The sequence below is a fragment of the Lachnoclostridium sp. An138 genome (genome assembly GCF_002160765.1).
GTDB classification, from domain to species: domain Bacteria; phylum Bacillota; class Clostridia; order Lachnospirales; family Lachnospiraceae; genus Laedolimicola; species Laedolimicola faecalis.
In genome coordinates this window covers 25,786-52,648 of sequence record NZ_NFLF01000022.1, presented here as the reverse complement: position 1 = coordinate 52,648, position 26,863 = coordinate 25,786, and the positions used below count along the sequence as shown (strand labels likewise).

The window sequence follows — 26,863 nt, the reverse complement described above, 5'->3', positions numbered from 1 at the left end:
AACCGAACTGACATTCGGTTTTTTGAAATACATACCGAAGGTCTATTAAAGTTACCCTTTTTTCTGAAAAACACATCAAAATCATCTTCAAAAAGTTCTTGACATATCACCAGAATGCTGTCCGGTATAACGCGTAATTTCCCGGTAATCATCGCTGTTGCAGATAATGACCGGCGAAATCATATCGTACCCCGCAGCTTCAATGGTTTTCTGGTCGAACTCCAGAAGCAGATCTCCTTTTTTCACCCGGTCGCCCTCTTTTACATGGCCGGTAAAATGCTTTCCTTTCAGAGCTACCGTATCAAGGCCAATATGGATCAGAATCTCTGCCCCGCCGTCAGACACCATGCTGACTGCATGCATGGATTCAATCATAACCTCGATCCTGCCGTCTGCGGGCGCATATACTTTTCCTTCTGCCGGCCGGATGGCCATGCCTTTTCCAAGCATTTCCTCACGGAAGGTGGGATCGCTGATTTCAGAGCTTGGAACCGCCGTTCCCTTTATGGGCGCTCCAATCACTTCGCCCGTTTCAACGGCCGCTGCCTTCTCCGCTTTGTCATTCTTTTTCAAAAATCCGAACATACCAGTTTCTCCTTTTCCACAAAGCGCAGCTTTTTCCCTCCTCTGAGAAGCTCCAGAAGCCCCGTATAGGCTTCATCCACCGCGCCGATCACATTCACTCTGTCACAGGCCGGAAGCGTTTCCTTCACCACCTGTATCTCACCGGAATAACGCAGATACTTTTCATTGTCCACGGTAATGGAACCAGGCGTCCGTTCCAGGCAGTTTTCCGCCGGAAGCTTTCTTCCCTGGGAAGCGTATCCACGGCTCTCCTCCAGTCTGGCAGTCCAGCGCGGACTGTCCTCCCGGATCGTCCACGTCCTGTCATACAGCTCCCGGTAACGCCCGTCAAGGCAGGCAGGAATCCTGATCACCCCATCCTTTTCGGTTTCGGAAATCAGCTTCCGCTGCGCTTTTGACACACCCGGGTCCCCCGCCAGGACAAGATCCATTCCATACTTTTCCTTTAGCTGCAGGTACTGCACATAAGGCGGAAGATTCCTGTGGCACTCCAGTGTGGGAAGCCCCTCTTCCAGAGGACCTCTGCGAAGCCCGTCTCCCGAGAGGAAGGCCGCTGTCCTGATTCCCAGCTCCCGCAGAATTTTATTTCTGTTTTCGAAATATTCCTCATCCAGCCCCGTCTCCGGCCGCGGATAAAAGTTATGAATGGCACAGACTTCCAGTCCTTTTGCTTTCAGTTTTCCGGCCAGTTCGAAGCTTCCGGAGGAAGCGTTGAAGCACAGAACTGCGCTCCCTGCCGCCTCCTCCATCTCCTTCTCGGAAAATCCGTAGTCGCAGCGTACCACGTCAGCTCCCGTCTCCTCCGCGAACTGGCGCAGGCTGCTGTACCCCAGCATCTTTACGCCTCTGGGAGAAATATCCACTATAATTTTTTTCCCACTTTCCCGCAGGGTATTCAGCAAAGCCTTCGCGCGTTCCCCATAAGTCTCAGAAAATTCTTCCGCGATGTGAAGGGAAGTAAAATAAATATCCGCTTCGTCCCACAGGGGCTGCTGCCCGTCAAACCCGGAAAGATAAACCGAAGCTCCAAACATATCAGATATTCTCTACCTCTTCCGGCTTAATCATAAGATTTGTTATCACAAAGCCCATCACATAGCTGATTGCAAGACCGATTGCATAGCAGCCTACAGACATGGCCGCTCCGCCCGGTCCGCCTGTCATTACAAACAGAGCCAGAAGGCCGGAGGGTCCCCATGTAGTAGAAGCTACCTGCGTGGCCATTACAAAGGCGCCGCCGAAGCCTGCTCCAAGACCTGCCGTAATAAAGGGCTTGCCCATGGGAAGCGTTACGCCGTAAATCAGAGGCTCTCCTACACCAAGCACACCTGCCGGAAGCGCTCCGCGGATAACAGACTGGATTCTTGTATTCTTTACTTTCTTTGCCTTCAGATAGATAGCGATCGCCGCGCCTACCTGTCCTGCTCCAGCCATGGCCAGTGCCGGATAAAGGGTTACGAAGCCCAGAGTTTCAAGCTGTACCGTATACAGGGCTACCAGTCCGTGGTGCATTCCCATTGCAACCATCGGAAGGAACAGCAGAGCTGACAGATATCCTGCGATAATACGTACCACGAGCACATCGCTCATGCACACCTGCTCCACGATCCAGCAAAGTCCGGTGGAAATATAACCGGTTGCCGGCATGATAACGAGTATGTACGGAATCAGTACCACAATCAGAGTCAGGATCGGAGTAAACATGATATCCAGTGCATCCGGCATACGCTTGCGGATCCACTTCTCTACCTTTGCCAGGCACCATACGCCGATAACTGCTGCCAGAACACCGCCGCGGCCGCTGCGCAGAATCGCGTTCAGCGGGTTCGCTTCGTCATAGAGGCCAAGAATCATTGCGATATTGTCAATGCCGCCCAGGGTGGTAATCATACCCAGCATACCGCCGAGGATGGGAGTCGCACCGAACTTCTCTGCTGCTCGGTAGCCTGCCCAGGCCGTCAGATAGGTCAGGAAGGCCTGATTGATCATCGTCAGCAGGTTGTAAATCAGATTCCATACGGAGCTTTCCGCATAGCCCGGAACCACCTGTGTAAGCAGAGTGGCAAGACCGGAGCAGAGTCCGGCGGCAATTACGCCCGGAAGCAGCGGAATAAAGATTTCACCAAAGGTCTTCAGCATTGCCTTTACCTTGCTCTGCTTCTGTCCTGCCTTTACGGCCTCTTTATTTGCCTTCCAGTCGTTCTGCACAGACATTCCTTCGGAAGCCTGTACGCCGGCCGCGGCCGGAATGTCCATCGACGCGCAGATATCCGCGCACTTTCTGCATTTTCCGGGTCCTACTACGACTTCCACATAGCCGACCTTGTCATGTACCACACCCATGACGCCTTCGGTACCCTTTAATCCCTCTTCGTCAATCTTTGCATCGTCTTTTACATCGATGCGGAGACGTGTCATACAGTTCGTGGCAGCAAGAACGTTATCTCTCCCGCCAACCTTATCAAGAATAACCTTTACCAGTTCTTCATTCGTCATCACCGGTTACCTCCTACTTATACTCTGTATTGCTTCTCTTACGTGCCCCCTGCTCTTCTCCAGCAGTCCTCTGGCCGTTTCCACATCACACTCAGCCAGAAGCATGGTCACCGCCAGCTTGACGCTGCCGCCCGCTTCGTCGATGGCCCGGCGCGCCTCCTCCCTGGACACGCCTGTGGCATCCATCGCGATATTCTCAGCGCGGGTGTGAAGCTTTTCGTTGCTCTGCACCACATCTATCATCAGGTTCTGATAAGCTTTTCCGATTCTTACCATAGAAGCGGTTGTAATCATATTGAGAATCATCTTCTGAGCCGTTCCCGATTTCAGTCTGGTGGACCCTGTGAGGACCTCCGGTCCTACCTCTGCCTCGATGGCGATATCCGCCGCCTGTCCGATAGCGCTTCCCACATTGCAGGAAACTGCTGCAGTCACGCAGCCCAGGCTCTTCGCATACTCAAAGCCTCCCAGAACATAAGGCGTCCGGCCGGAAGCGGCGATTCCTACCACCACATCTTTTGCAGTCAGATTCCGCTCCTCCAGATCCTTTCGTCCCAGCGTCCTGTCATCTTCCGCGCCTTCCACGGGATTCCGCAGCGCGATGTCTCCGCCCGCAATCAGGCCTACCACCATCTCGGCAGGCACTCCATAGGTGGGCGGACACTCGGACGCATCCAGCACACCGAGCCTTCCGCTCGTACCGGCTCCCATATAGAAGAGCCTTCCGCCTTCCATAAATGCCTTTTCCACCGCGGAAACCAGTTCTGCGATTTGGGGCAGACATTTCTCTACCGCCTCAGGCACCTTGCGATCCTCTCTGTTCATTGCAGTGACAATCTCCAGCGGTGTCATCTGATCCAGATTCATCGTATCCGGATTTCTTGTTTCTGTTGTAAACTTTCTCAGTTCCGTTTTCAGTTCCCCCTTTCTAAAAACCCGTTTTTCCTGAGCTCATAGAAAACGTTTTTTCTTCGTGCATTTACTATAATGTTTTTCAAACAAATTATCAATATTTCTTCTTAATTATGGTACAATGTTTTATACAGAGGGGGTATTTTGATAATTTACCCATATTCTATCAAACGTTTGGAGGTTTTTTATGTATAGTGCACTATTGAAACTGCGGAACGCTCAGAGTTCCATGAGCAGCACAGAGGCCAATATCACCGAATATATCCTGGCCAATCCGGAGACGGCCAGCCGCCTCACTATCCGGGAGCTGGCGCGCAATACCTACGCCTCGCCTTCCAGCATTGTGAGAGTCTGCCGGCTGATAGGCTTCTCCGGCTACCGGGAGTTCCGCCACGCCCTGTCTTTGGAGCTGGAAGTTCTGGGAAAGGATATCGCCCACCAGGAAGAAAATATCAACATCGGCGATTCCATGAGCACCATCATCGAGAAAGTAACGTTCAACAACATGCGTTCTCTGAATGACACCCAGAGGCTTCTGGATCCGGATACCTTTTCCGCCTGCGTCGATCTGTTAATCAACTGCGATACCATTCTTCTGTTCGGTCTGGGCTCCTCCCTGGCGGCTGCAAAGGATACCTATCTGAAGTTTCTGCGCCTGAATAAGCCCTGCGTCGTCAATGAGGACTGGCATTCCCAGCTTCTGATGGCACGCAATTCCACGCCCCGGGATGTGGGTATCGCTTTTTCCTACGGCGGGCAGACCATGGAGGTCATCGAATGTAAGAAAGCTCTGAAAGAAAACAGCACGCCCTGCATTGCCGTCACGCGCTATGCGCCCTCCCCTGTGGCCAAGCTGGCCGATTACCTTCTTCATACCGCCGCCAACGAATCGCTTTTTCGGAACGGAGCCATGTCTTCACGAATTTCCCAGCTGAATATCGTGGATATCCTATATACAGCCTTCAGCAGCAGACAATACGACTACTGTATGAAACAGCTTGTGCGGACCCATATACAAAAAGGGGATTCTGATCTGCCGCCGAAGCTTTCCTGAGCGGGGAAAAAATACTGTGCAGACGAAATCAGACACATGCAGAAAACGGGCATCTCCCTGACGAGAGATGCCCGTTTTCTGCTTATCTACTATTTCAAATGTTCATTCAGCGCTGCGCCTTCCCCGAATCGGAACTCTGATTCCGGCGCTTTCTATGCTTTTTTCAGCTTCGCCAGCTCATCAAACACCACATCGTTCACAACCTTGATATAGGTTCCCTTCATACCGGAAGAACGGGATTCGATAACGCCTGCACTTTCAAATTTGCGGAGCGCATTGACAATGACAGAGCGGGTGATTCCCACGCTGTCCGCAATACGACTTGCCACAAGCACGCCTTCTGTTCCTTTCAGCTCATCAAAAATATGCGTGATAGCTTCCAGCTCCGAGAAAGACAGCGTGCTGATGGCGGACTTCACAATCTGAACCTTCCGCTTCTCTTCTTCATTTTCCTCGTTCACAGAACGCATCATCTCCAGCCCCACAACTGTGGTGCCGTATTCGCTTAAAATGATATCATCGATGTCGTACTGCTCTTTGTATTTGTACAGGAAAAGAGTTCCCAGTCTCTCTCCGGCAATATCGATGGGCGTAATGATCGCCTGATAATCATTTACATTCTCTGAAACAAAGCCCAGAGTCTGAAGGTTTACATTCTCTTTGGTGGAAAGAATACTCAAGAGCCGCTCATTCAGAGCTTCGTCAATATGGCCGCCCACGCTGTCGGTAATCAGCTCCTGTATCTCTTCGACACCTTCGCAGCGGCTGGCTCCCAGAACCTTTCCTTTCTTACTGATTACCAGAATATTTGAATTCAGAATTTCCGTCAATACCTCACAGATGTCGTTAAATACTACTTTACTGGAGCTGTTGTTGTGCAGCAGCTTATTGATCTTTCTTGTCTTGTCTAATAATTGTACACTCACTGTATTCCCTCCACTGTATCTCTCCGGATTCACCGTCTCTTCCCTTTTTTCATACAAAGAAGAGCTGATTTAACTATAGTAAAACTTTAACACATACTATCAAATTTTACAATCACTTTTTCAAAAAATTCTGACATTTTTCCCTTTTGCCAGACTTATGAGCCAGTTTTCGCTTCTTCCCTCTTTGTTGTCACATAACCGCAGGTCTCATTGGCGCAGACCAGTTTATTTCCCTTTTCCACCATATAGCTTCCACATTCAGGACATTTCTCTCTGGACGGTTTCTGCCAGGACATAAAGTCACATTCCGGATTATTCTCGCAGCCGTAATATTTCCGGCCTTTTTTAGTTCTGCGCAGGACCACATCCCTGCCGCACTTGGGACAGGGCACGCCGATTTTTTCCAGATAAGGCTTCGTATTCCGGCATTCCGGAAAGCCCGGGCAGGCCAGAAATCGGCCGTGGGGGCCATATTTGATTACCATATGGCGTCCGCACTCTTCGCAGATCACATCTGTGACCTCGTCTTCTACCTTTACTTCCTTGAGATCCTTCTCTGCGGCTTCCACAGCCGACTCCAGATCCGGATAGAAATTTTCCACCACCGTCTTCCAGTTGACCGTGCCTTCCTCTACTTTATCCAGAAGTCCTTCCATATTTGCCGTGAAATCCGTCTCTACGATGCTCGGGAACGCCTGCTTCATCATGTTATTGACGACCTCACCCAGTTCCGTCAGATACAGGTTTTTATTTTCCTTCACCACATAGCGGCGCGCAAGGATCGTCGTGATCGTGGGCGCATAGGTGCTGGGGCGCCCGATTCCCAGCTCTTCCAGGGTCTTTACCAGAGCCGCCTCTGTATAATGAGCCGGCGGCTGGGTGAAATGCTGCTTCTGCTCAAACTGCTGCAGCGTCAGCTCCGTCTCTGTGCTCAGTCCCTTCAGAATCCGGCTGTCACCTTCCTTTTCTTCATCCTGGGCATAGACGGAAAGGAAACCGTCAAAGGATACCCGGGAAGCTGACATGGTAAACCGGTATTTCCCGCCGTCTATCTTCACAGATGAAGTCTCGTAGACCGCGTCTGACATCTGGCTGGCAGCGAAACGTTTCCAAATCAGCTGATACAGACGGAACTGCTCTCTTGTCAGTGAATCCTTCAGAGCTGCCGGTGTTCTGGAAAGATCCGTCGGCCGGATGGCTTCATGGGCATCCTGGATCTTTTTCCCGGATGCTTTGGAATTCTGCCCTTTGGAAACATAATTTTCTCCATAGACAGAACTGATATAGGTCTTTGCCGCTTTCTCAGCCTCCTCAGACACACGGGTGGAATCCGTACGCAGATATGTGATGACACCGACCGTACCATTTCCTTTGATATCAATTCCCTCGTAGAGCTGCTGGGCGACGCTCATGGTCTTCTGTGTGGAGAAGTTCAGCGTCTTGGAAGCCTCCTGCTGCAGTGTACTCGTCGTAAAGGGCAGCGGCGCTTTCTTTACCCTCTCTCCCTTTTTCACCTCGCTGATCTGATATGACGCGCCTTCCAGATCGGCCAGAACCTGCTCTACCTCTTCTTTGGATTTCAAAGTCATTTTCCCGGACTTTGTGCCATAAAAATGAGCCTGCAGAGGCTTTTTCCCCCCGGCTGCCAGAAAATCCGCGTCCAGCGTCCAATATTCCTCCGGCACAAAGGCGTTGATCTCTTCTTCCCGGTCCGCAATCAGTCTTAACGCCACAGACTGCACGCGCCCGGCGCTTAATCCCCTCTTTACCTTTGCCCACAGAATCGGACTGATGCGGTAGCCTACCATGCGGTCCAGCATCCGCCGCGCCTGCTGGGCATTCACCAGGTTCATGTCAATCTCCCTGGCATGTTTTAAGGATTCCTTGACTGCGCTTTTGGTGATTTCATTGAATGTGATTCGATATACCTTTTTCCCGTCAAGATTCAGTGCCTGAGACAGATGCCAGGAAATCGCTTCCCCTTCACGGTCAGGGTCGGTAGCCAGATAGATCTTGTCAGCTTTTTTCGCTTCCTTACGAAGCTTCGCCAGAATCTCTCCCTTGCCGCGGATAGTGATATACTTGGGTTCATAGCCGTGCTCCGCGTCAAAGCCGAGCTGGCTTTTGGGAAGATCGCGGACATGTCCCTGAGAAGCCAGTACCTCGTAGTTTGACCCCAGGAATTTCTTAATGGTCTTCACCTTGGCCGGAGACTCTACGATCACCAGATTTTTTGCCATATATCCTTCCTCTTTCTCTGATATTTCCTCTGCTTCAGGGATGACGCCGCGCTCCTTTTTCTTCCTTATACATCATACTTCTGCCTTTAAATACTTACAGAATCTGATTTCACGACAGTATAATAGTTCTTGGAAACTTCCCTGGCGTATCCCTTCAGCTGCAGTTTTGCTAATACGCTTAAGGCTTCCTCTGGGGAAAGCCCTGTCTTCTGACAGATTTCCCCCAGATTCTGGGCCTGTAAACGTAGACAACTATACACCAAATTTTCAGACCTTTCAAGAGTAATTTTATTCTTTTGCATATTTTTCATGTTAATTCCGGGTAAAATCTCAAGATCTTCCAGCAGCTTTTCCGGCGACACGGCCAGCCCCGCTCCCTGCCGGATAAGGTTATGGCAGCCTGCGCTTAAGGGTTCTCCCAGGGGCCCCGGAACCGCATAAACCTCCCTGCCCTGCTCCAGAGCGCAGTCCGCCGTGATAAGAGAGCCGCTTTTCTCTTTTGCTTCTATTATAAGAACCGCGTCTGAGAGACCGCTTAAAATACGATTTCGCTGGGGAAACAGGAACGTAAGCGGACGAATGCCCGGCGGGCTTTCGGAAATCAGCCCTCCCTGGCTCTCCAGCCTCATATAGATATCCCTGTTTTCCTCCGGATAACAGATATCCACGCCCCCTGCCAGTACGCCGAAAGTCTTTCCTCCCGCTGCAAACGCCCCTCTGTGGCTTATACCGTCCACCCCCCGCGCCATGCCGCTTATGATCTGAACACCGCGTTCCGCAAGCTCCCGCGCGAACCAGAAAGAGACATTCCTGCCATAAGGGCTGCAGCTGCGCGCCCCGACCACTGCCACAGAAGGAACCGAATCCTGAGGAAGGCCTCCCCTGAAAAACAGGCCGCAGGGCGCGTTGCCGGTTCTTTTCAGCCGGGCCGGATAATCCGGATGAGAGAGACTCACAAAATGGACATCCAGGCGCTTAAGTCTCTCCCTCTCTTTTTCAAAATCCCACGTTTTCCGGCCCGCGCAGAGAGCGGAAAGTTTTTCCCGATTGGAAGGAAAGGCCTTAAGAAGTGTCTCCTCTTTTGCCAGATATACCGCCTCCGGTGTGCCGAACCGCTCCAGGAGCCGGTGCTCCAGAGCCGGATCTGAAAAAAGCCGCGCGCAGAACCAGTGCCAGTATTGTTCCATCTCTCTATCCGGTTTTCCCATTCAGTATACCTCCTTCAGCCATTCGCCGCGCTCCGGCGGACGGTATCCCAGAGCCTCCAGAATATGTTCTTCCCGCACTTTTTCTTCTCCTGCCAGATCCGCTATGGTCCTGGCCGTCCGCAGCAGCCTGTGATAGGCCCGGGCGCTTAAGGACAGTCTGTCAAAAGCCTGCCGGAGCAATTCTTTCTCCGCAAGCCCCAGCCGGCAGAATTTTTCCGTATCCCGTACATTCAGGCGGGAGTTGAAGCAGGCCGCCATTCCCCGGAAGCGCTCCTTCTGAATCTGATGAGCCTTTTCCACCCGTTTTCGGATCTCCGCCGTACTTTCCGCTGTACTTTCCGCCATACTTTCTGCCCCGCTCTCTTCCGTACTTTCTTCACTTCCGTCTTCCTGCAGTTCCTCATAGGAAAGCTTCGGCACCTGCATACAGATATCGATCCGGTCAAGCAGAGGCTGGCTTAAACGGCCCAGATACCGGGATATCTCCCGGGGAGCGCAGCTGCAGCGGGTTCTGTCCGGATAATATCCGCAGGCACAGGGATTCATGGCCGCCACCAGCATAAAATCAGCCGGAAACACATAAGTCCCCGCAGTCCTGGATACACAGACTCTGTGTTCCTCCAGCGGCTGCCTTAAAATCTCCAGGGCCGGGCGGCGGAATTCCGGCAGCTCATCCAGAAACAGAATGCCGCCGGAGCTTAAAGAGATCTCTCCGGGCAGCGGAAGCCTTCCTCCTCCCGCCATCGCCTCTGCCGTGGTCGTATGATGGGGAGCCCGAAAGGGCCTTCGGGCAACGAGAGGCTCTTCAGGCGGCAGAAGTCCCGCCACACTGTAAATCTTTGTGATTTTCAGACTTTCCCGAAGACTTAAAGATGGCAGAATTCCGGGAATTCTCCGGGCTACCATGGTCTTTCCCGAACCCGGCGGACCAATCATCAGAAAATTGTGCATGCCGGCGGCGGCGATCTCCGCAGCCCTCTTCACAGCCTTCTGCCCCCGGATCTGCGCAAAATCTTCCTCCAGAGTCTGCACGCCCTGCTCCAGCAGTCTGCTGCCGTCCACTACCGTCCTTTTCCCCAGTTTCGGATGGCGCAGCAGCTCGATCAGCTCCGCAAGATCCGAGACGCCTATTACCTCCACTTCCTGTATCAGGGCTCCCTCCCGCGCGTTCGCCACGGGCACGATACATCTTCCGGCGCCTGCCGCTCTGGCAGCCTCCGCCAGGGCCAGCACGCCGGGAATTCCCAGCACCTGTCCGCTCAGACTCAGCTCGCCCGCGATCATGAGCCCCTTCAGATTCTCTGCCGGAACCTTCTGCATGGAAGCCAGCACAGCCGCCGCTACAGCCAGATCAAACCGGGAGCCTGCCTTACGCACGCCAGCCGGGGCCAGATTTACGGTGATTCTCCTGGCCGGCAGGGGATATCCCGTATTTTTAAGCGCCGTCCGCACCCGGTCTCCCGCTTCCTTTACCTCGGATGCCAGATATCCTACCATCAGAAACTGAGGCAGGCCCTCGCTTACGTCCGCCTCCACCCGGACCGGATAAGCGTCCACTCCGCTGATTCCGGCCGATAATACCTTGCTGAACAATCTGATTCCTTCCTTTCTTTTCATCCCTCCGATATTTTTCTCTTTTGTTCAATTTTAAAATCATGGAAAAGCTTCCGGCGAATGCCGGTGAAAGCTCCGCACCGCGGGACCGCGGTGCGGGATAGATTCATCTTACCTTATTTTTACCTGAAAGTCACGCATGATTCCAGTATTTCACAAAATTCGTCATTTTGCACAGGGAACTGCATCTGCATGCGGCTCCTCATGATAACAGACGATCCCGAAACATCTGCGGCGAATAATGTATTTTTTATAAATCTCCTTCTGTTCTCTCCGGGGTTTCTGCTATCCTGGTGTACGGTCTGGACCGAACACCGGATACAGAAAATCCCGAAGCCTGCACCCTGACACAGCCTTTTTTAAAAGTACTCCCTCAGCTTCAGCAGAGCGTTTTTCTCGATTCTGCTAATATAAGAGCGGGAAATTCCAAGCTCCCCGGCAATTTCCCGCTGCGTATACTCTCTTCCATTGTAAAGTCCATACCGCATGATCAAAACTTTCTGTTCCCGTGGGGTCAGGACCTTGCCCAGCAGTTCATACAGCCTTTTACTGTCCGCCTTCAGGCTTATCTGGGAAAAAGCGTCCCGCTCGCTGCTTTCCATAATATCCAGCAGGTGAATTTCATTTCCTTCCTTGTCTGTCCCGATAGGCTCGTAGTAGGAGGTCTCACGGGCCGTCTTCTTCTTTGCCCGGAAATACATCAGGAGCTCATTCTCCACACAGCGGGCCGCATACGTCGCCAGACGGGGCCCCTTATCACTGTCAAAGGTGGATATGGCCTTGATCAGCCCTATGGTTCCTATGGAAATCAAATCCTCCATCTCCTCCTCTGCCCCCTGATATTTTTTAACAATGTGGGCTACAAGCCGGAGATTATGCTCCACCAGGATATCGCGTGCATGAGCGTCGCCCTCTTTCAGCCTCTGCAGGTAATACTGCTCCTCTTTCGCCGGTAATGGTTGCGGAAAAGTCTTCAAAAAGGCACCTCTTTGGTGGATTTATACTATCTTATGATAACTGACCCAAAGAAGTGCCTTTCCTAAATTCTTATTCTTTTTCCGTCCAAATCATACATGCCTTTTTACGGCAGTTATGAGGCGCCCTCCTCTTTTCTGCGCAGAATGTCATAGATTTCTGCCTGTCCGGAAAGCCTTACCTGAAGCTTCTGCTGCGGATGGGGAGCGCTTTCCATCAGGTTTCCCTCCTCATCCCGGATTTCTTCTACCGTAACCAGCGGATTGCTTCCGTCCGGTTTCATGATCTCTATCTGTTCACCTGCGGAAAATTTGTTGCGCTGTTCGATACAGACGCGGCCTTCCTGTGTCACGCCGCCCACAATTCCCAGATAGGTGTATCCTTTCCGATAGGTATTATTGTCATAGATCTGAGCGCTCTCATCAGGCCGCCCATAGAAAAAACCTGTCGTGAAATCCCGGTAGGTGCAGGCCGCGATCTGCTCTTTATACCAGTCCATATGGCTCCGGTACAGTTCCTCCGACTCCAGACAGTCGTCTATGGCCTTCCGATAGGTCCGGGCTACCGCAGCCACATAAAGGGCTGTCTTCATGCGTCCCTCGATCTTGAAGCTGTCTATTCCCGCATCAAGAAGCTCCGGAATATGCTCGATCATACAGAGATCCTTGGAATTGAAAATGAAGGTGCCTCTCTCATTTTCATAAACCGGCAGATATTCGCCGGGTCTGGACTCCTCCATTACCGCATATTTCCAGCGGCAGGGATGCGTACACGCGCCCTGATTGGCGTCCCGGCCTGTAAAATAATTACTCAGAAGGCAGCGGCCGGAATAGGAAATACACATGGCGCCATGAATAAAGGTCTCAATCTCCATATCTTCCGGAATCTGCCTGCGGATCTCCCTCAGTTCCTGCAGAGACAGCTCCCGGGCAGACACCACCCGTTTTGCGCCCTGCTCATACCAGAACCGCCAGGTCAGATAATTGGTATTATTGGCCTGCGTGCTGATATGCCGCTCGATCTCCGGGCAGATTTCTTTTGCCAGCATAAACACGCCCGGGTCCGCAATGATCAGCGCGTCCGGCTTCAGCTCCCGCAGCTCCTGAAAATAGGAACGGATTCCCTCCAAATCCCGGTCATGAGCCAGAATATTCGCCGTCACATGAACGCGTACGCCATGCTCGTGAGCGAACTCGATTCCTTTTTTCATATCCTCCGGGGAAAAATTTTTCGCCTTGGCTCTGAGACCGAAGGCTTCTCCGCCGATGTAGACAGCATCCGCGCCGAAAGCCACGGCAGTCTTCAGGACCTCCAGGCTGCTGGCCGGTATCAGAAGCTCCGGTTTTTTCCTCTGCTCTTTCATCTGCTATCTGCTCTCCTTTACACTTAAGGTCACTCCGTCGCCCAGGGGCAGCACGGAAGTTACCAGCTCCGGATGATGAGTCAGGGTATACAGATATTCCCTCATCCGGCTGTGAATCGTCCGGTTCCGCCGTTCCACCGCGAAACGGGACTCCATAATATCTCCGTCCTGAAGCACATTGTCGGAGATCAGAAGCCCTCCCGGCTCCAGAAGCCGCAGCACATCCGGAAGGAAATGAATGTACTGCCCTTTCGCCGCGTCCATAAAAATAAAATCAAAGCTTCCCTCAAGCTCTTTCAGTATCTCCGCCGCGTCTCCCTCCAGAAAGGTGATCTGGGACTCCCGGCCTGCTCTGCGGAAATTTTCCTTTGCCACAGGAATCCGTTTTTCATATTTCTCAATGGTCGTAAGAGCCATGTCTGCCGGCCCGTACTCACACATCAAAAGCGCAGAAAAGCCTACGGCTGTTCCTACCTCCAGAACCGCTTTCGGCTTTTTCACTGCAAGCAGCGTTTTCAAAAAGCTCTGCATCTCCTGGCGTATGATCGGCACGCAGGCCTCCTTCGCTTCTTTTTCTATCTGATTTAAAAGCTCCGTATTGCCTCTGTCAAGTGAATTGATATAGGCTGTTGTTCTCTCTCCCGCAATCACTTATGATCCCTCTCCCTGTTCCCATTCGAGCTCCACTTCCTCACCAGACATGACCGCCATCAGCTCCCTGGGCTTCATAGCCGTAGAAAGCTCATAAGTGCCTGGCTGCATGGTATTCGCGTACTTGGAACACAGGATCTGAAGATAGAAGAGCTTCCAGTCATCTACCAGACCTTTTTCTTCCAACAATCTGGCGATGTCCATCGACGAAGAACCGTCCTCTACGGTGACCGTGATGGTCCTTCCGGGAGGCTCGTCAAGGGCTTCCTCTTCAAAAACAGCATGACCATAATTATAGGCAATACTGCCGATTCTGAAAAAAATCACGATCAGCGCCGCAAATATGACGATTTTAAGCGCAATGGATATGACTGTTAAAGCTGCTTTTCTTGTATTCATCTTCCGTCCTCTATACTTCCATGATAATAGGCAGGATCATGGGATCACGCTTGGTTCTCTTCCAAATCAGATCCCGCAGAGCGTCTCTGGTGACATTCTTCAGCTTGCCCCAGTCAGACACACCCCGGTCCAGGCAGTCCGTCACGGCGTCTTCCACGACGGCCCGCGCCTCTTCCATCAGATCTTCCGATTCTCTTACATAGACAAAGCCTCTTGATACAATGTCCGGCCCGGCCAGAAGCTGATTGCTGTGCTTCTCCAGCGTCATGACCACTATCATAATACCATCTTCGGCCAGGTGCTGTCTATCCCTCAGAACGATATTTCCTACATCTCCCACACCCAGGCCATCTACCAGAATCGCGCCTGTGTGTACATGATCCACTACTTTCGCGCTGTCAGCGCCCAGCTCCAGCACATCTCCCGAGGAGAGAATGAAAATATTTTCCTTTTCGATCCCAAGACTGTGGGCCAGATCTGCCTGTGCTTTCAGATGACGGTATTCGCCATGTACCGGAATCGCGTATTTCGGCCTGACCAGAGAATAAATCAGCTTGATTTCCTCCTGACAGGCATGACCGGATACATGCGCGTCCTGGAAAATGACGTCTGCTCCCTTCATGGAGAGCTCATTGATCACTCTGGATACCGCTTTCTCATTTCCCGGAATCGCCTTTGAGCTGAAGATAACCGTATCACCCGGCTTAATCTGCACCTTCTTATGAATGTTGGCCGCCATTCTTGAGAGGGCCGCCATAGACTCTCCCTGGCTTCCCGTGGTGATCAGAACCACCTGGTCGTCGGGATAATTCTTCATCTGTTCAATATCGATCAGTGTCTTATCCGGAATGGTAAGGTAGCCCAGCTCGGAAGCTGTCGTGATTACATTGACCATGCTGCGCCCCTCAATCACAACCTTCCGTCCATACTTATAGGCGGAATTGATGATCTGCTGCACACGGTCCACATTAGACGCGAAAGTCGCAATGATAATACGGGAATTTCTGTGCTCTGACATAATGTTGTCGAAGACTCTGCCCACAGTCCGCTCCGACATGGTGAAGCCCGGCCGTTCCGCGTTGGTACTGTCGCACATCAGCGCCAGCACGCCCTTCTTTCCAATCTCACCGAAGCGCTGTAAATCGATGGCGTCACCGAACACCGGCGTATAATCCACCTTAAAATCTCCGGTGTGCACCACGATGCCCGCCGGACAGTAAATCGCGAGAGCGGAAGCGTCCACGATGCTGTGGTTCGTCTTGATAAACTCGATACGGAAAGCGCCCAGATTGATGGACTGTCCATGCTGGATCACCTTTCTCTTCACCCGGTTCAGAAGCTCGTGCTCCCTCAGCTTGTTCTCAATCAGCCCTATGGTCAGCTTCGTGGCGTAAATCGGCACATTGATCTCTTTGAGCACATAGGGAAGCGCACCGATATGATCCTCATGTCCATGGGTAATAACAAAGCCCTTCACCTTCTCAATATTTTCCTTCAGATAGGTGATGTCAGGGATAACAAGATCGATGCCCAGCATGTCATCCTCAGGGAAGGAAAGTCCGCAGTCCACGACAACAATACTGTCCTCGAATTCAAAGGCAGTAATGTTCATTCCGATCTGCTCCAGTCCGCCCAGAGGAATGATCCGCAATTTTGAATTGTTGATATTTCTCAAATTTTTTCCTCCTGATTCTCTCTTTTTTCTTTTTCCGAACAATCCCTGCAGTATCCGTAGAGTTTCACCTCATGATCAGTTACCCGGAAACCAAGCGCTTCCTTCACCCCCGTCTCAAGCGCTTCCAGCATATCCTCCTGAAACGCGCATACCCTGCCGCATTTCAGACAGATCAGATGATGATGCCTGTGGTGATGCTGCTTTTCCCCCATGATATCTCCAATCTCATAGCGGACAAAGCCGTCATCCAGATTAATCCGATCAATCAGTTCCAGCTCTAGCAGAAGCTGAACTGTCCTATAAACAGTAGCCAATCCAATATCCGGATTCGCTGCTTTTACTCTCTCGTAAATATCTTCCGCCGTCAGATGCTGTTCCGGATTCTCCGCCAGCACCTCCAGCACAACCAGACGCTGCCTGGTCATTTTCAAACCTTTTTCTTTCAGCAGCTCTTTAAAACTCTCTCTGTCAATCTTCAATGATATTCACCTGCGTTCCTGTCATTCCAGGGTGATATCCACATCCTCCAGCAGCTGCTCGAAAATCTCCATAACGCCCTGAAGCTCCCGATCGTCATCCACGATCTCATAGAGAGCCTCGCTTTCCCCATCCGAAGATAAATCTTTCAAAATAAGCGCTTCTCCATCGCCTTCCTGGGAATCTGTCACCAGAATATAGTCGGTGCCGTTCAGACGTGTCTCTTCTAATACATAGAATAAGACCTCTTCACCAGTCTCATCCAAAGTAAACGAAATTTTTTCCATTCTCTATTCCTCATCCTGCGCTTCCGCAGTCTTCTGCATTCCTGAGCTGTCCAGATAGCCCTGCAGAATCAGAGCCGCCGCAAGAGCATCCACATACTGGCCGCGGTTTTCACGGCGCACTCCGCCTTCCATCATCGCGCGGTTCGCAGCCACAGTCGTAAGCCGCTCATCCCACATCACTACAGGCAGTCCTGTCCGCCGCTCCAGCATATCCTTAAATTCCAGAGTTCTCTCAGCCCGCTCTCCAAGAGTATTATTCATATTCTTCGGCAGTCCCAGCACCAGCAGCTCAGCCTGATATTCCTTTACCAGTTCTTCGATGCGCGCAAGGGTCTGCCTTAATTTGTTTTCTGCTTTTCTCCGGACAATTTCCACCGGCTGGGCTGTAATACCAAGGGGATCGCTCACTGCCACCCCAACCGTCCTGGAACCGTAATCCAGACCAAGAATTCTCATATTCTGCTCCTGAATACCAGTTTTTGTCATACCTTTACTGAAATATACACCTTCAGAAGCTCTTCCACCAGCTCGTCGCGCTCCACTTTCATAATCAGACTCCGGGCGTTATTGTGGCTGGTGATATAGGTCGGATCTCCGGACATGATATAACCCACGATCTGATTCACCGGATTATAACCTTTCTCTGTCATTGCCTGATAGACCTGCGTAAGAATATCTCCCACACGGTTCTCAGACTCAGACACCACTTTGAAGTTCTGTGTGCTATCTATTCTGCTCATATTTTCACGCTCCTGAACACCACTACCCACTATTGTACTCTAAAATATCTGAAAATACAAGACAAAATTCCTGGCAGTTCAAACGCGCGGAATTCACCGCAGACTGGCCAGACAGAGCCTTTCTTCCAGCATATTTTCAATTCTGGCCGAAACAATCCGGTTCGTCAGATCCTGCTCTGCAATCACAGCCGCGCGGATATATTCCTTTGTATGCCCCACCTGGTATTCCGTCCCGTTCAGAACCATTTTCTCCTCGATCAGGATTTCCACATCCCGGCCTCTCTGCTCCAGAATGTAGGCTTCCGAATTCTCACGGTCGAGCTCCATGAGAATCCTGCTCCGCTCCGTTTTCACCTGTTCCGGTATCTGATTCTCCATCACTGCGGCCCGGGTACCCCTGCGCCTGGAATATTTGAACACATGAGTCTCAAACAGACGGATTCTCTTCAGAAACGCAAGCGTCTCTTCAAATTCTTCCTCAGTCTCTCCCGGGAAGCCCACAATCACATCCGTCGTCAACGCAGGCTGGTCAAAGGTTCTGCGTAGAAGCTCACAGGTCCTCTCATATTCTTCCGCCGTATAGCGCCGGTTCATTCGGCTAAGCGTCGCGTCACAGCCGCTCTGCAGCGACAGATGAAAATGGGGACAGAATTTTTCCATGCCGGCCAGAGCCGCCGCAAATTCCTCCGTCACAATCCGGGGTTCCAGAGAGCCCAGGCGGATTCTCCGGATTCCGTCTATCTGATGAACCGCCTGAATCAGAGAAAGCAGGCTCTCCCCTTCCAGATCAAGTCCGTAGGAGCTCAAATGGATTCCGGTAAGGACCACTTCCTGGTAACCGGCCCGGGCGAGGGATGCTATCTCCTGGCAGACCTCCGAAGCCGGACGGCTTCTCACCCGCCCTCTGGCATAGGGGATGATACAGTAGCTGCAGAACTGGTTGCAGCCATCCTGTACTTTCACATAGGCACGGGTATGCTCCGCAGTCTGGGTGACGGATAAAGCCTCATATTCTTTCGTGTGATTGATGTCGATGACCGCATCCTCCTGGACTCCTGACTCATAGGCCTCCAGAATGGAAATCAGGTCTTTCTTCCTGTTATTTCCTATCAGCAGATCCACGGCACTGTCTTCTTTGAGCTCCGCTTCCGCCGCCTGCACATAACAGCCTGCCGCCACCACCAGCGCTTCCGGATTCTGTTTTTTCGCCCGGTGCAGCATCTGGCGGGATTTGCGGTCTGCGATATTCGTAACCGTACAGGTATTCACAATATAGACGTCTGCCTTCTCCTCAAAGGGCACGATCTCGTATCCCGCCTGTTCCAGCAGCTGCTGCATGGCCTCCGTCTCATAAGCGTTCACCTTGCAGCCAAGGTTATGTAAAGCGGCCTTTTTCATGGTTTATTTTCCTTTCAAATTTAAGATTTTAGCATTGACTTTTACCAACCCCGGTATTAAGATCTAAATGAATTCAACAGAATATCATTAGGAGGGTTATGCAATATGAAAACAGTCAAGATATGCCTGAATTCCATTGAAAAGGTAAAGTCCTTTGTAAATGCGATTACACGGTTTGATGTAGATTTCGATCTGGTATCCGGAAGGTACGTGATCGACGCCAAGTCCATCATGGGCATCTTCAGCCTGGACCTGTCCAAACCCATCGACCTGAACATCCATGCCAATGAAGAGATGGACGCAATTCTTGAGGTTCTGAAGCCCTACATCATCGAATAATCACAGGCATCTTACACATACAAACGAATCCTGCGCGTGTGCGCTGTCAGGAATCTGTCCGGTCTGCCGGGCAGATTTTTTATTTTTTTATTTTCGCGGGCAGTGAGCCATCTGGACGCGGCCCAGGCCGCTCTCTTGACCTTGCGGTCCAGAGCGTTTTTCTGGTCCCGCATCGATTCTCCCTATTCTATCACAGATAGAATAGCAGGGCAACCGGCAGAAATGTCCTGTGCAGGTCTTTCCCCTTTTCAAAGCTTCCGGTTTTCAGGCCTTCCGTCCTTCCGGAGCTCCATCACATAATTCGTGAGCAGAGTCCCGTTTCTTTCCACCTGCTGCTCCTTTTTCACCCGATACCCTCTGGAAAGGAAAAAGGGCTTTGCTGTCAGGGACGCATGGGTTACAATCCGCTCTGCCTCTCCGGCAGACCTCTCCAGCGCATCGCAGAGAGCCGTGGCGATTCCTCTCCCCTGGTAATCCTTATGCACATACAGCCGATCCAGATAACCTGTCCCGTCTATATCCCCGAAGCCGGCGATGACTCCCTCCGCCTCCGCCACAAATGTCGTATGCTCCAGAAAGGAACGATCCCACTGCTCCAAATCCGGCAGGCCGGGCGCCCAGGCCTGAAGCTGTTCCGGTGTATAATCCCGGGCATTTACTGTATGAACGGTGTCATAAAAGAGCTGAGCAAGCAGAAGACAGTCTTTCGATGTATAGGTTCGGATATGTATGTTCATGTTTCTTTTCCTTCTTCCGCTATTTGGGATTCTCCTAATTTATATATTTTATCATCATCTTCTCCCTTTCTTCCATTGTAAAAGAAATACCTGCGGATGACAAGAGTACACTTCTCTCCTGTCACCCACAGGTATGCTTTATGCGAATACTTTATTCATTTTTCCGGCACTTCTTTTGCCATTCCGGAAGATACCCGGAATTCCGCCGCTCCCCCGTAATTCTTCTGTAACTCCGCGAGCCGGTTTTCTGCTTCCTCCTCGGATGCAAATTCTCCGATTGTCAGAATGAAGCTTCCTTCCTGCGTCTTCACCTGAGCCGGAGACTCGGCCCGATATTTAACCAGAAGGCTTCTGAATTCTTCGTCCTGCTCCATTCCTTTTGTCCGCAGATAATATACTTTCTGCTCCGGAGCCCTTTCTTCCGCTGTGTAATAGGCATCCTGAAACAGGCGGATAGAAAGCATGCCCGGGAAGATCTGTTCGATGACCTCATAGTCATAGAGCCGGTCAAGGACTATCGCAAAGCTGATTTCATCCTTTCCCTCCGCCTGCGTGCGGTAGACATCCTCCACTCCATTCATGGACCGAATTCCGCTTTCCAGCTTTCCATATTCTTCCTCTGTCAGGCTCTGAAGCGTCAGCGCAATCCGGGATGGCGCGCTGTAATACTGTACTTCGTAAGGAGCTACGGTGTCGGTAGTTCTCCCTTTGTCTATAAAATGCAGCACCAGCTCGCTGTCAGAAATCTCAATCTCAATATCCTCATGCCTCGTAGATTCTCCGCCGCCGCCCACATGAAGGGCGCGGACGAATTCGCCCAGGACGGGGATTTCTTTGGCATACGCGTACAGCGAAGGGACATTGGCGCTGCACACAAGAAGCGCAAAAGCTGCTGCCGCTGCCGTAAGGGACCGGGTCACATACTGTCTTCTTCTGAGCTGCCGCGCCTTTCCCATCCCTTTGTATATGGCCTGCACAAGTCTGTCATCAGGCACTTCTATCATTTCGTAAGCAAATTTTTCTGCATCCATATTCTATCCTCCAGTCATGTGCTGTTTCATTTTTTCCAGTGCCCTGTAGGTGCGGGATTTTACTGTGCTCTCAGGCATCTTCAGCATTTCCGCGATCTCACGAAAATTATAGGCTTCAAAATAACGCAGCACAATACAGGTCCGCTCCTCAGGATCAAGAATATCCATCGCGTTGTACAGATCCATCAGAGCCTCTCTCTCCGGCTCTTCTGCCTGGGAGTTTCTCAAATCCGCGTCATCCGGATATCCTTTCGAATCTTCAGGGAGCGCGGCAGTGCGGGAATTTTTCCGTATGAAATCAATGGATGTATTTACGATAATCCGCGTCATCCAGGTGACAAGATGCTCCGCCTTATCCAGCTCCTTTAAATGAAGCAGCCCCTTGCAGGTAGCCTCGCTGATAATATCCAGAGCATCCTGTTCATTTTTCACATAACTGTAGGCAATGCAGTAAAACCTCTTACGGTTTTCCATGACTTTATCCGCAAATTCGTGTTTTCCCAAATGCCTTTTCATAGTTTTTCTTTATTTCTTCATTTCTTTATTTCTCTGCATTATTCCAGAGTCAGATAGTTTCCCGTCTGCATGTCTTCCGCCAGATCGTTGCAGAGGATAGCCACGCCCTGTACGTTTTGCAGATCGCTGCTGCTGACCGTCTCCGCGTCAGAAACATTGGTATACACACCGTCCGCGCAGGTGAGCGTCACATACTCTGTCTCTGCTCCGCCGCCGGAACGCTCCAGAATCAGATCTTTTGCTCCGCCATCTTCGTTATCCACCACAATTACAGGCATGTTCACCAGCGTAAACGCCTGTTTCACCACAAGTTCTCCGTCCTGTTCCGCGCACCAGAGAGCAGAAGATCCGCCGGAACCGCTGGTATAGCTTCCCACTACAACGGCAAAGATTTCATTTTCCCCGTCGCTGTCCAGATCCACATAATTGTAATAATATCTGGAATCCGCCAGCTCGTAATCGGGAATCTCGTAATATTCCGTTATCAGCTTCTGAAGCTCTTCATTGTGCTCTGTCTCCGCTTTCTGCTGCTCCACTCCTGCCGGGAGCCAGTCAAAGGAAACTGTGCCGGCATCCGCCTGCGCAGCTCCTGTCTTGGCCGCGCTTCCTGTCTCTGTATCTGTATCCGCAGAACTCTGCGTACCGTTTCCTGTCATCTCCACACTGGCTGTACTGTTCTTTGTTCCTCCTGCGCAGCCTGCTAAAACCGCAAAGCCCATAACTGCTGTTAATAATAATACGATGTTCTTTTTCATAAATTTTTCTCCTTTTTCTTTGTCTTATATCTATTAGACGGATGAGAAGTAATTTTCGACGAGGTTTTTTTAATTTTTTTCAAATTTCTCACTCTCTTCTGTGTTCTGACCTTGAAAAATCAATACTTTAACTCTTAAAAGGCATAAACCTGCCTTCCGCAGAAAAAGCCTTACGGAATCCTGGTAAACACTGCCAGGCTTCCATAAGGCTTTCCAGTATATTTCATGTTTTAATGTCGGTATCCAAGGAACAATGCGCCTTGGTAACATCGTCACTGTTATCCTACCACAATCAGCTCCGCCGTCTCGATGGCCTTGTCCACCATCTCATCTATCTTCTCGGCAAGCTTCAGCTCGGAACGCTTGATTACGTTGATGTTCGGCTTCGTCACCGGATGCTTTGCCACAAAAATCGTGCAGCAGTCCTCGAAGGGCTGGATGGAAGTCTCGTAGGTATCGATCTGCTTGGAGATCGTGACGATATCTTCCTTATCAAAGGCAATCAGAGGACGGAACACGGGCATCGTGCAGACCTCGTTGGTCGCCGCCAGGCTGGGAACCGTCTGGCTCGCCACCTGTCCGATGCTCTCGCCGGTAATCAGGCCGAGACTTCCTGTTTTCTCCGCGATCCGCTCCGCGATCCGCATCATGTAGCGCCGCATGATAATGGTCAGCTCATCATGGGGACACTTTTCATAGATGTAGAGCTGAATCTCTGTAAAATTCACCACATACAGATAGATGGGGCCTGTGAAACGGGATACCTTCTCCGCCAGATCCACCACTTTCTGCTTTGCCCGCTCGCTGGTATAGGGCGGCGCGTGAAAGTAGACCGCGTCAATCTTGACGCCGCGCTTTGCCACCATGTATCCTGCCACCGGACTGTCGATGCCGCCGGAAAGCAGAAGCATGGATTTTCCGTTGGTTCCCACCGGCATGCCGCCCGGACCGGGAATCACATCGGAATACAAGTAAACCTTCTCTCGAATCTCCACATGAAGCATCAGCTCCGGTTTGTGCACATCCACCTGCATTTTCGGAAAGGCGTCCAGAATCCGGGCTCCCAGTTCCGCGTTCATCTCCATGGATGCCATGGGATAGGTCTTGCGGGCGCGCTTCGCGTGGACCTTGAAGGTCTTATCGCAATCTTCCCCATACCGATCCTTCAGGTAGGAGATCACATCCTCCCCCAGCTTCTCGAAGCCCTGATCCTCCGGAATCACCACCGGACAGATTCCCACAATGCCGAACACACGGCGCAGAGCGTCCACTGCCTCGTCAAAATCAAAGTCTCCCTGGGCCTGGACATAGATACGGCCCTGCTCCTTGGTTACTCGGAATTCTCCCTCCACCGGCTTTAACGCATGGCGGATCTGGGCTGTCAGCGCGTCCTCAAACAGATACCGGTTCTTACCCTTGATTCCGATCTCTCCATATTTTATCAAAAATGCGTGAAACATCTCTTTCCCCTTTCTCTCCTGCTGTTTCTCTTAATCTATCTCCGGGTAAACCGCCGCAGAGCCGGCAGAAGCTCCCTTAAAACTCCAAGCGTATAATCCAGCTCTTCCTTTGTGGTAAATTCACAGAAACTGAACCGCAGCGTGGAATCCAAAAGCTCCTTTTTTACTCCAATGGCTTTCAGCGTACCGCTTAAGGCCGGATGATTGGAAGAGCAGGCAGAACCGGAAGATACATAGATTCCCCTTTCCTCCAGCGCATGCAGAAGGACCTCGCTGCGCACGCCTGCAAAGCTGACGCTCACAATATGGGGCGCTCCCTCCCGGCCCCCGGGACCATTCACAGTAGTTCCCTCTATCGTTCCGATTTCCCGCACAAAATATTCCCTGAGTGAATAAAGACGCTCTATCTTCTCGTCAAAGTCTGTATAAACCTCTTTTACAGCCTCCGCAAATCCGGCATCCCCCGGAACGTTCTCCGTACCGGAACGCAGATCCCGCTGCTGGCCGCCTCCGAACAGGATCGGAAGAATCTTCACACGGGAGTCTACATAGAGGAAGCCCACGCCCTTGGGCCCATGAATCTTGTGGCTGCTGACGCTCATCAGATCAATCCCCAGCTTTTTGGGATAAATGCGGAACTTTCCATAAGCCTGCACCGCGTCTACATGGAACAGAATCCTGTGGTTCTGCTTTTTCAGCAGTTCCCCAATCTCTCCTATGGGCTGTACGGAACCTATCTCATTATTTACATACATGACAGAAACCAGAATCGTGTCGTCACAGAGAGCCTCTTCCAGATCCGAAAGGCGGACCACACCTTTTTCGTCCACCGGAAGATAAGTCACACGGAAGCCTTCCTCCTCCAGCGCTCTCATGGTATTCAGAACGGCCGCGTGCTCAATGCAGGTGGTTATCAGATGGTTTCCTGCCCTGCGGTTGGCCCGGGCACAGCCCAGCAGCGCCAGATTGTCGCTCTCCGTGCCGCCGGAAGTAAAACAGATCTCCTTCTCTTCCACCTTCATGCTGCGGGCAATGATTTTTGCCGCTTCCCGCTTATATCGCTCGGCTTCCACTCCCTTGGTATGGAGGGAAGAGGTATTGCCGTAATGCTCCGTCATAATATCATACATCAGCTTCGCCGCCTTCGTGTAGCAGCGGGTCGTCGCCGAATTATCCAGATATGCTTCCATAACTATTCCTCCAGTAAATATCCAAGCATGGCAAGCACCGCCATGCCCGCCGTCTCGGTGCGCAGTATTCTGCGTCCCAGGGTAATGGCTTTTGCCCCCGCCTTTATGGCGTACTCCACTTCCTCTTCCTCAAATCCGCCTTCCGGCCCGATGAAAATGCCAATGGAAGAGCCGGGAGCAATGCTTCCGAATACTTCCCGGGTATGTGCCATATGTTCCGCTCTCTCATAAGGAATCAGGCAGACATCCAGCTTTCCCGCCTCTTCCAGAGCCTCCCGGAAACTTCTGACACCGGTAATCTCCGGGATCACACCCCGGCCAGACTGCTTTGCCGCGCTCTCTGAAATCCCTGCCCAGCGCTTTCTGCGGCTTTCTTCTTTCTTTGCGTCCAGCTTCACAATGGTCCGCCTGGTGGAAACCGGAACAATCCGGGCCGCGCCCAGCTCCACGCATTTCTGGACAATAAAATCCATCTTATCCCCTTTGGGCAGTCCCTGAAACAGCGTGATTTCACAGGGCAGCTCCGCGTTTCCGGCCAGCTTCCAGCAGATTTCCGCCCGCACCTCATCTTCTCTGATCTCAGAGATCAGGCAGCGGTATTCTCCGCCAGTTCCATCCGCAATCAGAAGCTCCTCTCCCGGCCGCATGCGCAGAACATTCCGGATATGGTTCACATCCGGCCCGGTGATTCTGATTTCCTTTTCCCCAATCTGTGAGGGCTCCGCAAAAAAACGATGCATACGCGAAAACTCCTTTATCCTCTGAACTGATTTTTCATCGATCCTTCCGGGCTGTCACGCTGACCCATTCTCCCTGATGCGCCACTTCAAGCACCGTCAGTCCGCAGTCCTTTACCGTCTGTACCACAAGTTCTTCCTTGTCGTCTATAATCCCGGAAGTGATATAGATTCCGCCAGGCTTTAACTGGGCCAGAATCACCGGCGTCAAAGGCACCAGCACCTCCGCCAGAATGTTCGCCACTACGATGTCATAGCAGCCGTACCCCACTCTGTCCTGTACTTCCTTTTCGGTAATGATGTTTCCAATCATCATCTCAAAGGACGCCGGATCGATACCGTTGACTTCCATATTTTCTTTGACCGCCTCCAGAGCGCAGGGGTCCAGATCCGTCCCCACCGCCCGTTTCGCGCCGAGCTTCAGACTGATGATAGAAAGGATTCCGCTTCCCGTTCCCACATCCAGCAGCACTGTCTCCGGCGTCAGATATTTCCGCAGCTGGCGGATGCACAGCTGAGTCGTCTCATGCATACCCGTTCCGAATGCCGTGCCCGGATCGATCTGAATCAGAAGCTTGTCCCGGTCCTCCGGCTGCACTTCTTCCCAGGAAGGTTTGATCAGAATATCATCCACATAAAACTGATGGAAAAATTCCTTCCAGTTATTAATCCAGTCCTTATCCTCTGTCTCGGAAGCTGTAATCGTAGCCTCTCCCACGTCCACACCCCAGCCGCAGATCTCATCCAGACCTTCCTGCACCTTACGCAGCATCTCTGCCTGATCCTCATCCGGCTCCAGATAAAAGCTGATATAGGCCACTCCGTCGTCATCCGGCGCGTCCGGCAGAATGTCCACAAACATCTGCTCCTTATCACGCTCACTTAAAGGGACTTTGTCTTCAATCTCAATTCCCTCAATCCCCGCTTCCTGCATCATGGAACTGATCAAATCTTCCGCTTCCGTCCTTGTTTTTAATGTATATTTCTTCCACTTCAATGCTGATTATCTTCCTTTCTGCCGCGCAGAGCGGCTTTCCCGGCAGACCTTTTCTCCAGTCTGCCCATCCCTTCTGCACATCTTACCATAAATCCACAGCC

28 protein-coding genes are annotated in these 26,863 nt (G+C 51.5%); 2 read left to right on the top strand and 26 right to left on the bottom strand.

Annotated features, from left to right (window positions below):
- Window positions 1–87 precede the first annotated feature (87 nt).
- Genes B5E82_RS14985 through murQ form a run of 4 tightly spaced genes read right to left on the bottom strand, consistent with a single transcriptional unit; the run spans window position 88 to window position 3,999 of the window.
- Window positions 88–585, bottom strand: a complete 498-nt coding sequence (locus B5E82_RS14985) for a PTS sugar transporter subunit IIA (protein ID WP_087308355.1) — start codon at window positions 583–585, stop codon at window positions 88–90.
- Complete coding sequence (locus B5E82_RS14980; protein WP_087308354.1) at window positions 570–1,619, bottom strand: MupG family TIM beta-alpha barrel fold protein; 1,050 nt, start codon at window positions 1,617–1,619, stop codon at window positions 570–572. Before B5E82_RS14980 ends, B5E82_RS14985 begins: the two co-directional genes overlap by 16 nt.
- 1 nt (window position 1,620) lies before the next feature.
- Window positions 1,621–3,081: a PTS transporter subunit EIIC gene (locus tag B5E82_RS14975; protein WP_087308353.1), complete on the bottom strand. Its 1,461-nt coding sequence runs from the start codon at window positions 3,079–3,081 to the stop codon at window positions 1,621–1,623.
- 6 nt (window positions 3,082–3,087) lie between these two features.
- Window positions 3,088–3,999 (bottom strand): N-acetylmuramic acid 6-phosphate etherase, encoded by a 912-nt coding sequence (murQ, locus tag B5E82_RS14970; protein ID WP_275533168.1) that lies wholly within the window; start codon window positions 3,997–3,999, stop codon window positions 3,088–3,090.
- 181 nt (window positions 4,000–4,180) lie between these two features.
- On the opposite strand from murQ, the gene B5E82_RS14965 reads away from it, so the two are divergent.
- Window positions 4,181–5,047: a MurR/RpiR family transcriptional regulator gene (locus B5E82_RS14965; protein ID WP_087308351.1), complete on the top strand. Its 867-nt coding sequence runs from the start codon at window positions 4,181–4,183 to the stop codon at window positions 5,045–5,047.
- A gap of 152 nt (window positions 5,048–5,199) precedes the next feature.
- On the opposite strand, the gene codY is transcribed toward B5E82_RS14965, so the two are convergent.
- The 14 genes from codY to mtaB all read right to left on the bottom strand — a co-directional run bounded on the left by codY (window position 5,200) and on the right by mtaB (window position 19,000).
- Window positions 5,200–5,973, bottom strand: coding sequence for a GTP-sensing pleiotropic transcriptional regulator CodY (gene codY / locus B5E82_RS14960; protein ID WP_087308350.1), 774 nt, complete (start codon window positions 5,971–5,973; stop codon window positions 5,200–5,202).
- A gap of 155 nt (window positions 5,974–6,128) precedes the next feature.
- Window positions 6,129–8,213 carry a type I DNA topoisomerase gene (topA, locus tag B5E82_RS14955; protein WP_087308349.1) on the bottom strand — a complete coding sequence of 695 codons (2,085 nt, stop codon included), beginning with the start codon at window positions 8,211–8,213 and terminating at the stop codon, window positions 6,129–6,131.
- 86 nt (window positions 8,214–8,299) lie between these two features.
- On the bottom strand, window positions 8,300–9,421 hold the full coding sequence (dprA, locus tag B5E82_RS14950) for a DNA-processing protein DprA (RefSeq protein ID WP_087308348.1): 1,122 nt from the start codon (window positions 9,419–9,421) through the stop codon (window positions 8,300–8,302).
- Entirely contained in the window at window positions 9,422–11,038 is a 1,617-nt protein-coding gene (locus tag B5E82_RS14945; protein ID WP_087308347.1) for a YifB family Mg chelatase-like AAA ATPase, read from the bottom strand.
- 356 nt (window positions 11,039–11,394) lie between these two features.
- A complete protein-coding gene (gene sigK, locus B5E82_RS14940) occupies window positions 11,395–12,012 on the bottom strand; it encodes an RNA polymerase sporulation sigma factor SigK (protein WP_087308346.1) in 618 nt (205 codons plus the stop codon).
- Between the two features lie 113 nt (window positions 12,013–12,125).
- On the bottom strand, window positions 12,126–13,373 hold the full coding sequence (locus B5E82_RS14935) for a peptidase U32 family protein (protein ID WP_087308345.1): 1,248 nt from the start codon (window positions 13,371–13,373) through the stop codon (window positions 12,126–12,128).
- A gap of 3 nt (window positions 13,374–13,376) precedes the next feature.
- The gene (locus tag B5E82_RS14930) at window positions 13,377–14,024 is read right to left on the bottom strand and encodes an O-methyltransferase (RefSeq protein WP_330398384.1); all 648 of its coding nucleotides are present in this window, start codon (window positions 14,022–14,024) and stop codon (window positions 13,377–13,379) included.
- Window positions 14,025–14,423 carry an endolytic transglycosylase MltG gene (locus B5E82_RS14925; RefSeq protein ID WP_087308344.1) on the bottom strand — a complete coding sequence of 133 codons (399 nt, stop codon included), beginning with the start codon at window positions 14,421–14,423 and terminating at the stop codon, window positions 14,025–14,027.
- Between the two features lie 10 nt (window positions 14,424–14,433).
- Window positions 14,434–16,098: a ribonuclease J gene (locus B5E82_RS14920; protein ID WP_087308343.1), complete on the bottom strand. Its 1,665-nt coding sequence runs from the start codon at window positions 16,096–16,098 to the stop codon at window positions 14,434–14,436.
- Window positions 16,095–16,577: a Fur family transcriptional regulator gene (locus tag B5E82_RS14915; protein ID WP_087308342.1), complete on the bottom strand. Its 483-nt coding sequence runs from the start codon at window positions 16,575–16,577 to the stop codon at window positions 16,095–16,097. The genes B5E82_RS14920 and B5E82_RS14915 overlap by 4 nt, the downstream gene beginning before the upstream one ends.
- Window positions 16,578–16,598: 21 nt before the next feature.
- Entirely contained in the window at window positions 16,599–16,862 is a 264-nt protein-coding gene (locus B5E82_RS14910; RefSeq protein WP_087308341.1) for a DUF1292 domain-containing protein, read from the bottom strand.
- 3 nt (window positions 16,863–16,865) lie between these two features.
- Window positions 16,866–17,318 (bottom strand): Holliday junction resolvase RuvX, encoded by a 453-nt coding sequence (gene ruvX, locus B5E82_RS14905; RefSeq protein WP_087308357.1) that lies wholly within the window; start codon window positions 17,316–17,318, stop codon window positions 16,866–16,868.
- Window positions 17,319–17,344: 26 nt separating this feature from the next.
- On the bottom strand, window positions 17,345–17,602 hold the full coding sequence (locus tag B5E82_RS14900) for an IreB family regulatory phosphoprotein (protein WP_087308340.1): 258 nt from the start codon (window positions 17,600–17,602) through the stop codon (window positions 17,345–17,347).
- Between the two features lie 93 nt (window positions 17,603–17,695).
- The gene (mtaB, locus tag B5E82_RS14895) at window positions 17,696–19,000 is read right to left on the bottom strand and encodes a tRNA (N(6)-L-threonylcarbamoyladenosine(37)-C(2))-methylthiotransferase MtaB (RefSeq protein WP_087308339.1); all 1,305 of its coding nucleotides are present in this window, start codon (window positions 18,998–19,000) and stop codon (window positions 17,696–17,698) included.
- A 105-nt stretch (window positions 19,001–19,105) separates the two neighbouring features.
- Here mtaB and B5E82_RS14890 point away from each other — a divergent pair, with 105 nt between their 5' ends.
- The gene (locus B5E82_RS14890; protein ID WP_087308338.1) at window positions 19,106–19,339 is read left to right on the top strand and encodes an HPr family phosphocarrier protein; all 234 of its coding nucleotides are present in this window, start codon (window positions 19,106–19,108) and stop codon (window positions 19,337–19,339) included.
- Window positions 19,340–19,587: 248 nt separating this feature from the next.
- Here B5E82_RS14890 and B5E82_RS14885 read toward each other — a convergent pair whose 3' ends face one another.
- The 8 genes from B5E82_RS14885 to prmA all read right to left on the bottom strand — a co-directional run bounded on the left by B5E82_RS14885 (window position 19,588) and on the right by prmA (window position 26,762).
- Window positions 19,588–20,076, bottom strand: coding sequence for a GNAT family N-acetyltransferase (locus B5E82_RS14885; RefSeq protein WP_087308337.1), 489 nt, complete (start codon window positions 20,074–20,076; stop codon window positions 19,588–19,590).
- A 155-nt stretch (window positions 20,077–20,231) separates the two neighbouring features.
- Complete coding sequence (locus tag B5E82_RS14880) at window positions 20,232–21,107, bottom strand: hypothetical protein (protein WP_087308336.1); 876 nt, start codon at window positions 21,105–21,107, stop codon at window positions 20,232–20,234.
- A 3-nt stretch (window positions 21,108–21,110) separates the two neighbouring features.
- Entirely contained in the window at window positions 21,111–21,611 is a 501-nt protein-coding gene (locus B5E82_RS14875) for a sigma-70 family RNA polymerase sigma factor (RefSeq protein ID WP_162610798.1), read from the bottom strand.
- A 50-nt stretch (window positions 21,612–21,661) separates the two neighbouring features.
- The gene (locus B5E82_RS14870; protein ID WP_087308334.1) at window positions 21,662–22,378 is read right to left on the bottom strand and encodes a hypothetical protein; all 717 of its coding nucleotides are present in this window, start codon (window positions 22,376–22,378) and stop codon (window positions 21,662–21,664) included.
- A 278-nt stretch (window positions 22,379–22,656) separates the two neighbouring features.
- The gene (thiI, locus tag B5E82_RS14865) at window positions 22,657–23,838 is read right to left on the bottom strand and encodes a tRNA uracil 4-sulfurtransferase ThiI (RefSeq protein ID WP_087308333.1); all 1,182 of its coding nucleotides are present in this window, start codon (window positions 23,836–23,838) and stop codon (window positions 22,657–22,659) included.
- Window positions 23,839–23,873: 35 nt separating this feature from the next.
- Entirely contained in the window at window positions 23,874–25,028 is a 1,155-nt protein-coding gene (locus B5E82_RS14860; protein ID WP_087308332.1) for a cysteine desulfurase family protein, read from the bottom strand.
- Between the two features lie 2 nt (window positions 25,029–25,030).
- Window positions 25,031–25,768 (bottom strand): 16S rRNA (uracil(1498)-N(3))-methyltransferase, encoded by a 738-nt coding sequence (locus B5E82_RS14855; protein ID WP_087308331.1) that lies wholly within the window; start codon window positions 25,766–25,768, stop codon window positions 25,031–25,033.
- A gap of 34 nt (window positions 25,769–25,802) precedes the next feature.
- Window positions 25,803–26,762 carry a 50S ribosomal protein L11 methyltransferase gene (gene prmA / locus B5E82_RS14850; protein ID WP_087308330.1) on the bottom strand — a complete coding sequence of 320 codons (960 nt, stop codon included), beginning with the start codon at window positions 26,760–26,762 and terminating at the stop codon, window positions 25,803–25,805.
- Between the last annotated feature and the right edge of the window lie 101 nt (window positions 26,763–26,863).

Bases quoted from the DNA above. Each gene is read 5' to 3' on its own strand.
- B5E82_RS14985 (WP_087308355.1), bottom strand. From the start codon at position 585: ATGTTCGGATTTTTGAAAAAGAATGACAAAGCGGAGAAGGCAGCGGCC.
- B5E82_RS14980 (WP_087308354.1), bottom strand. From the start codon at position 1,619: ATGTTTGGAGCTTCGGTTTATCTTTCCGGGTTTGACGGGCAGCAGCCC.
- B5E82_RS14975 (WP_087308353.1), bottom strand. From the start codon at position 3,081: ATGACGAATGAAGAACTGGTAAAGGTTATTCTTGATAAGGTTGGCGGG.
- B5E82_RS14965 (WP_087308351.1), top strand. From the start codon at position 4,181: ATGTATAGTGCACTATTGAAACTGCGGAACGCTCAGAGTTCCATGAGC.
- topA (WP_087308349.1), bottom strand. From the start codon at position 8,213: ATGGCAAAAAATCTGGTGATCGTAGAGTCTCCGGCCAAGGTGAAGACC.
- dprA (WP_087308348.1), bottom strand. From the start codon at position 9,421: ATGGGAAAACCGGATAGAGAGATGGAACAATACTGGCACTGGTTCTGC.
- B5E82_RS14945 (WP_087308347.1), bottom strand. From the start codon at position 11,038: ATGAAAAGAAAGGAAGGAATCAGATTGTTCAGCAAGGTATTATCGGCC.
- B5E82_RS14935 (WP_087308345.1), bottom strand. From the start codon at position 13,373: ATGAAAGAGCAGAGGAAAAAACCGGAGCTTCTGATACCGGCCAGCAGC.
- B5E82_RS14925 (WP_087308344.1), bottom strand. From the start codon at position 14,423: ATGAATACAAGAAAAGCAGCTTTAACAGTCATATCCATTGCGCTTAAA.
- B5E82_RS14910 (WP_087308341.1), bottom strand. From the start codon at position 16,862: ATGGAAAAAATTTCGTTTACTTTGGATGAGACTGGTGAAGAGGTCTTA.
- ruvX (WP_087308357.1), bottom strand. From the start codon at position 17,318: ATGAGAATTCTTGGTCTGGATTACGGTTCCAGGACGGTTGGGGTGGCA.
- B5E82_RS14900 (WP_087308340.1), bottom strand. From the start codon at position 17,602: ATGAGCAGAATAGATAGCACACAGAACTTCAAAGTGGTGTCTGAGTCT.
- mtaB (WP_087308339.1), bottom strand. From the start codon at position 19,000: ATGAAAAAGGCCGCTTTACATAACCTTGGCTGCAAGGTGAACGCTTAT.
- B5E82_RS14890 (WP_087308338.1), top strand. From the start codon at position 19,106: ATGAAAACAGTCAAGATATGCCTGAATTCCATTGAAAAGGTAAAGTCC.
- B5E82_RS14885 (WP_087308337.1), bottom strand. From the start codon at position 20,076: ATGAACATACATATCCGAACCTATACATCGAAAGACTGTCTTCTGCTT.
- B5E82_RS14880 (WP_087308336.1), bottom strand. From the start codon at position 21,107: ATGGATGCAGAAAAATTTGCTTACGAAATGATAGAAGTGCCTGATGAC.
- B5E82_RS14870 (WP_087308334.1), bottom strand. From the start codon at position 22,378: ATGAAAAAGAACATCGTATTATTATTAACAGCAGTTATGGGCTTTGCG.
- thiI (WP_087308333.1), bottom strand. From the start codon at position 23,838: ATGTTTCACGCATTTTTGATAAAATATGGAGAGATCGGAATCAAGGGT.
- B5E82_RS14860 (WP_087308332.1), bottom strand. From the start codon at position 25,028: ATGGAAGCATATCTGGATAATTCGGCGACGACCCGCTGCTACACGAAG.
- B5E82_RS14855 (WP_087308331.1), bottom strand. From the start codon at position 25,768: ATGCATCGTTTTTTTGCGGAGCCCTCACAGATTGGGGAAAAGGAAATC.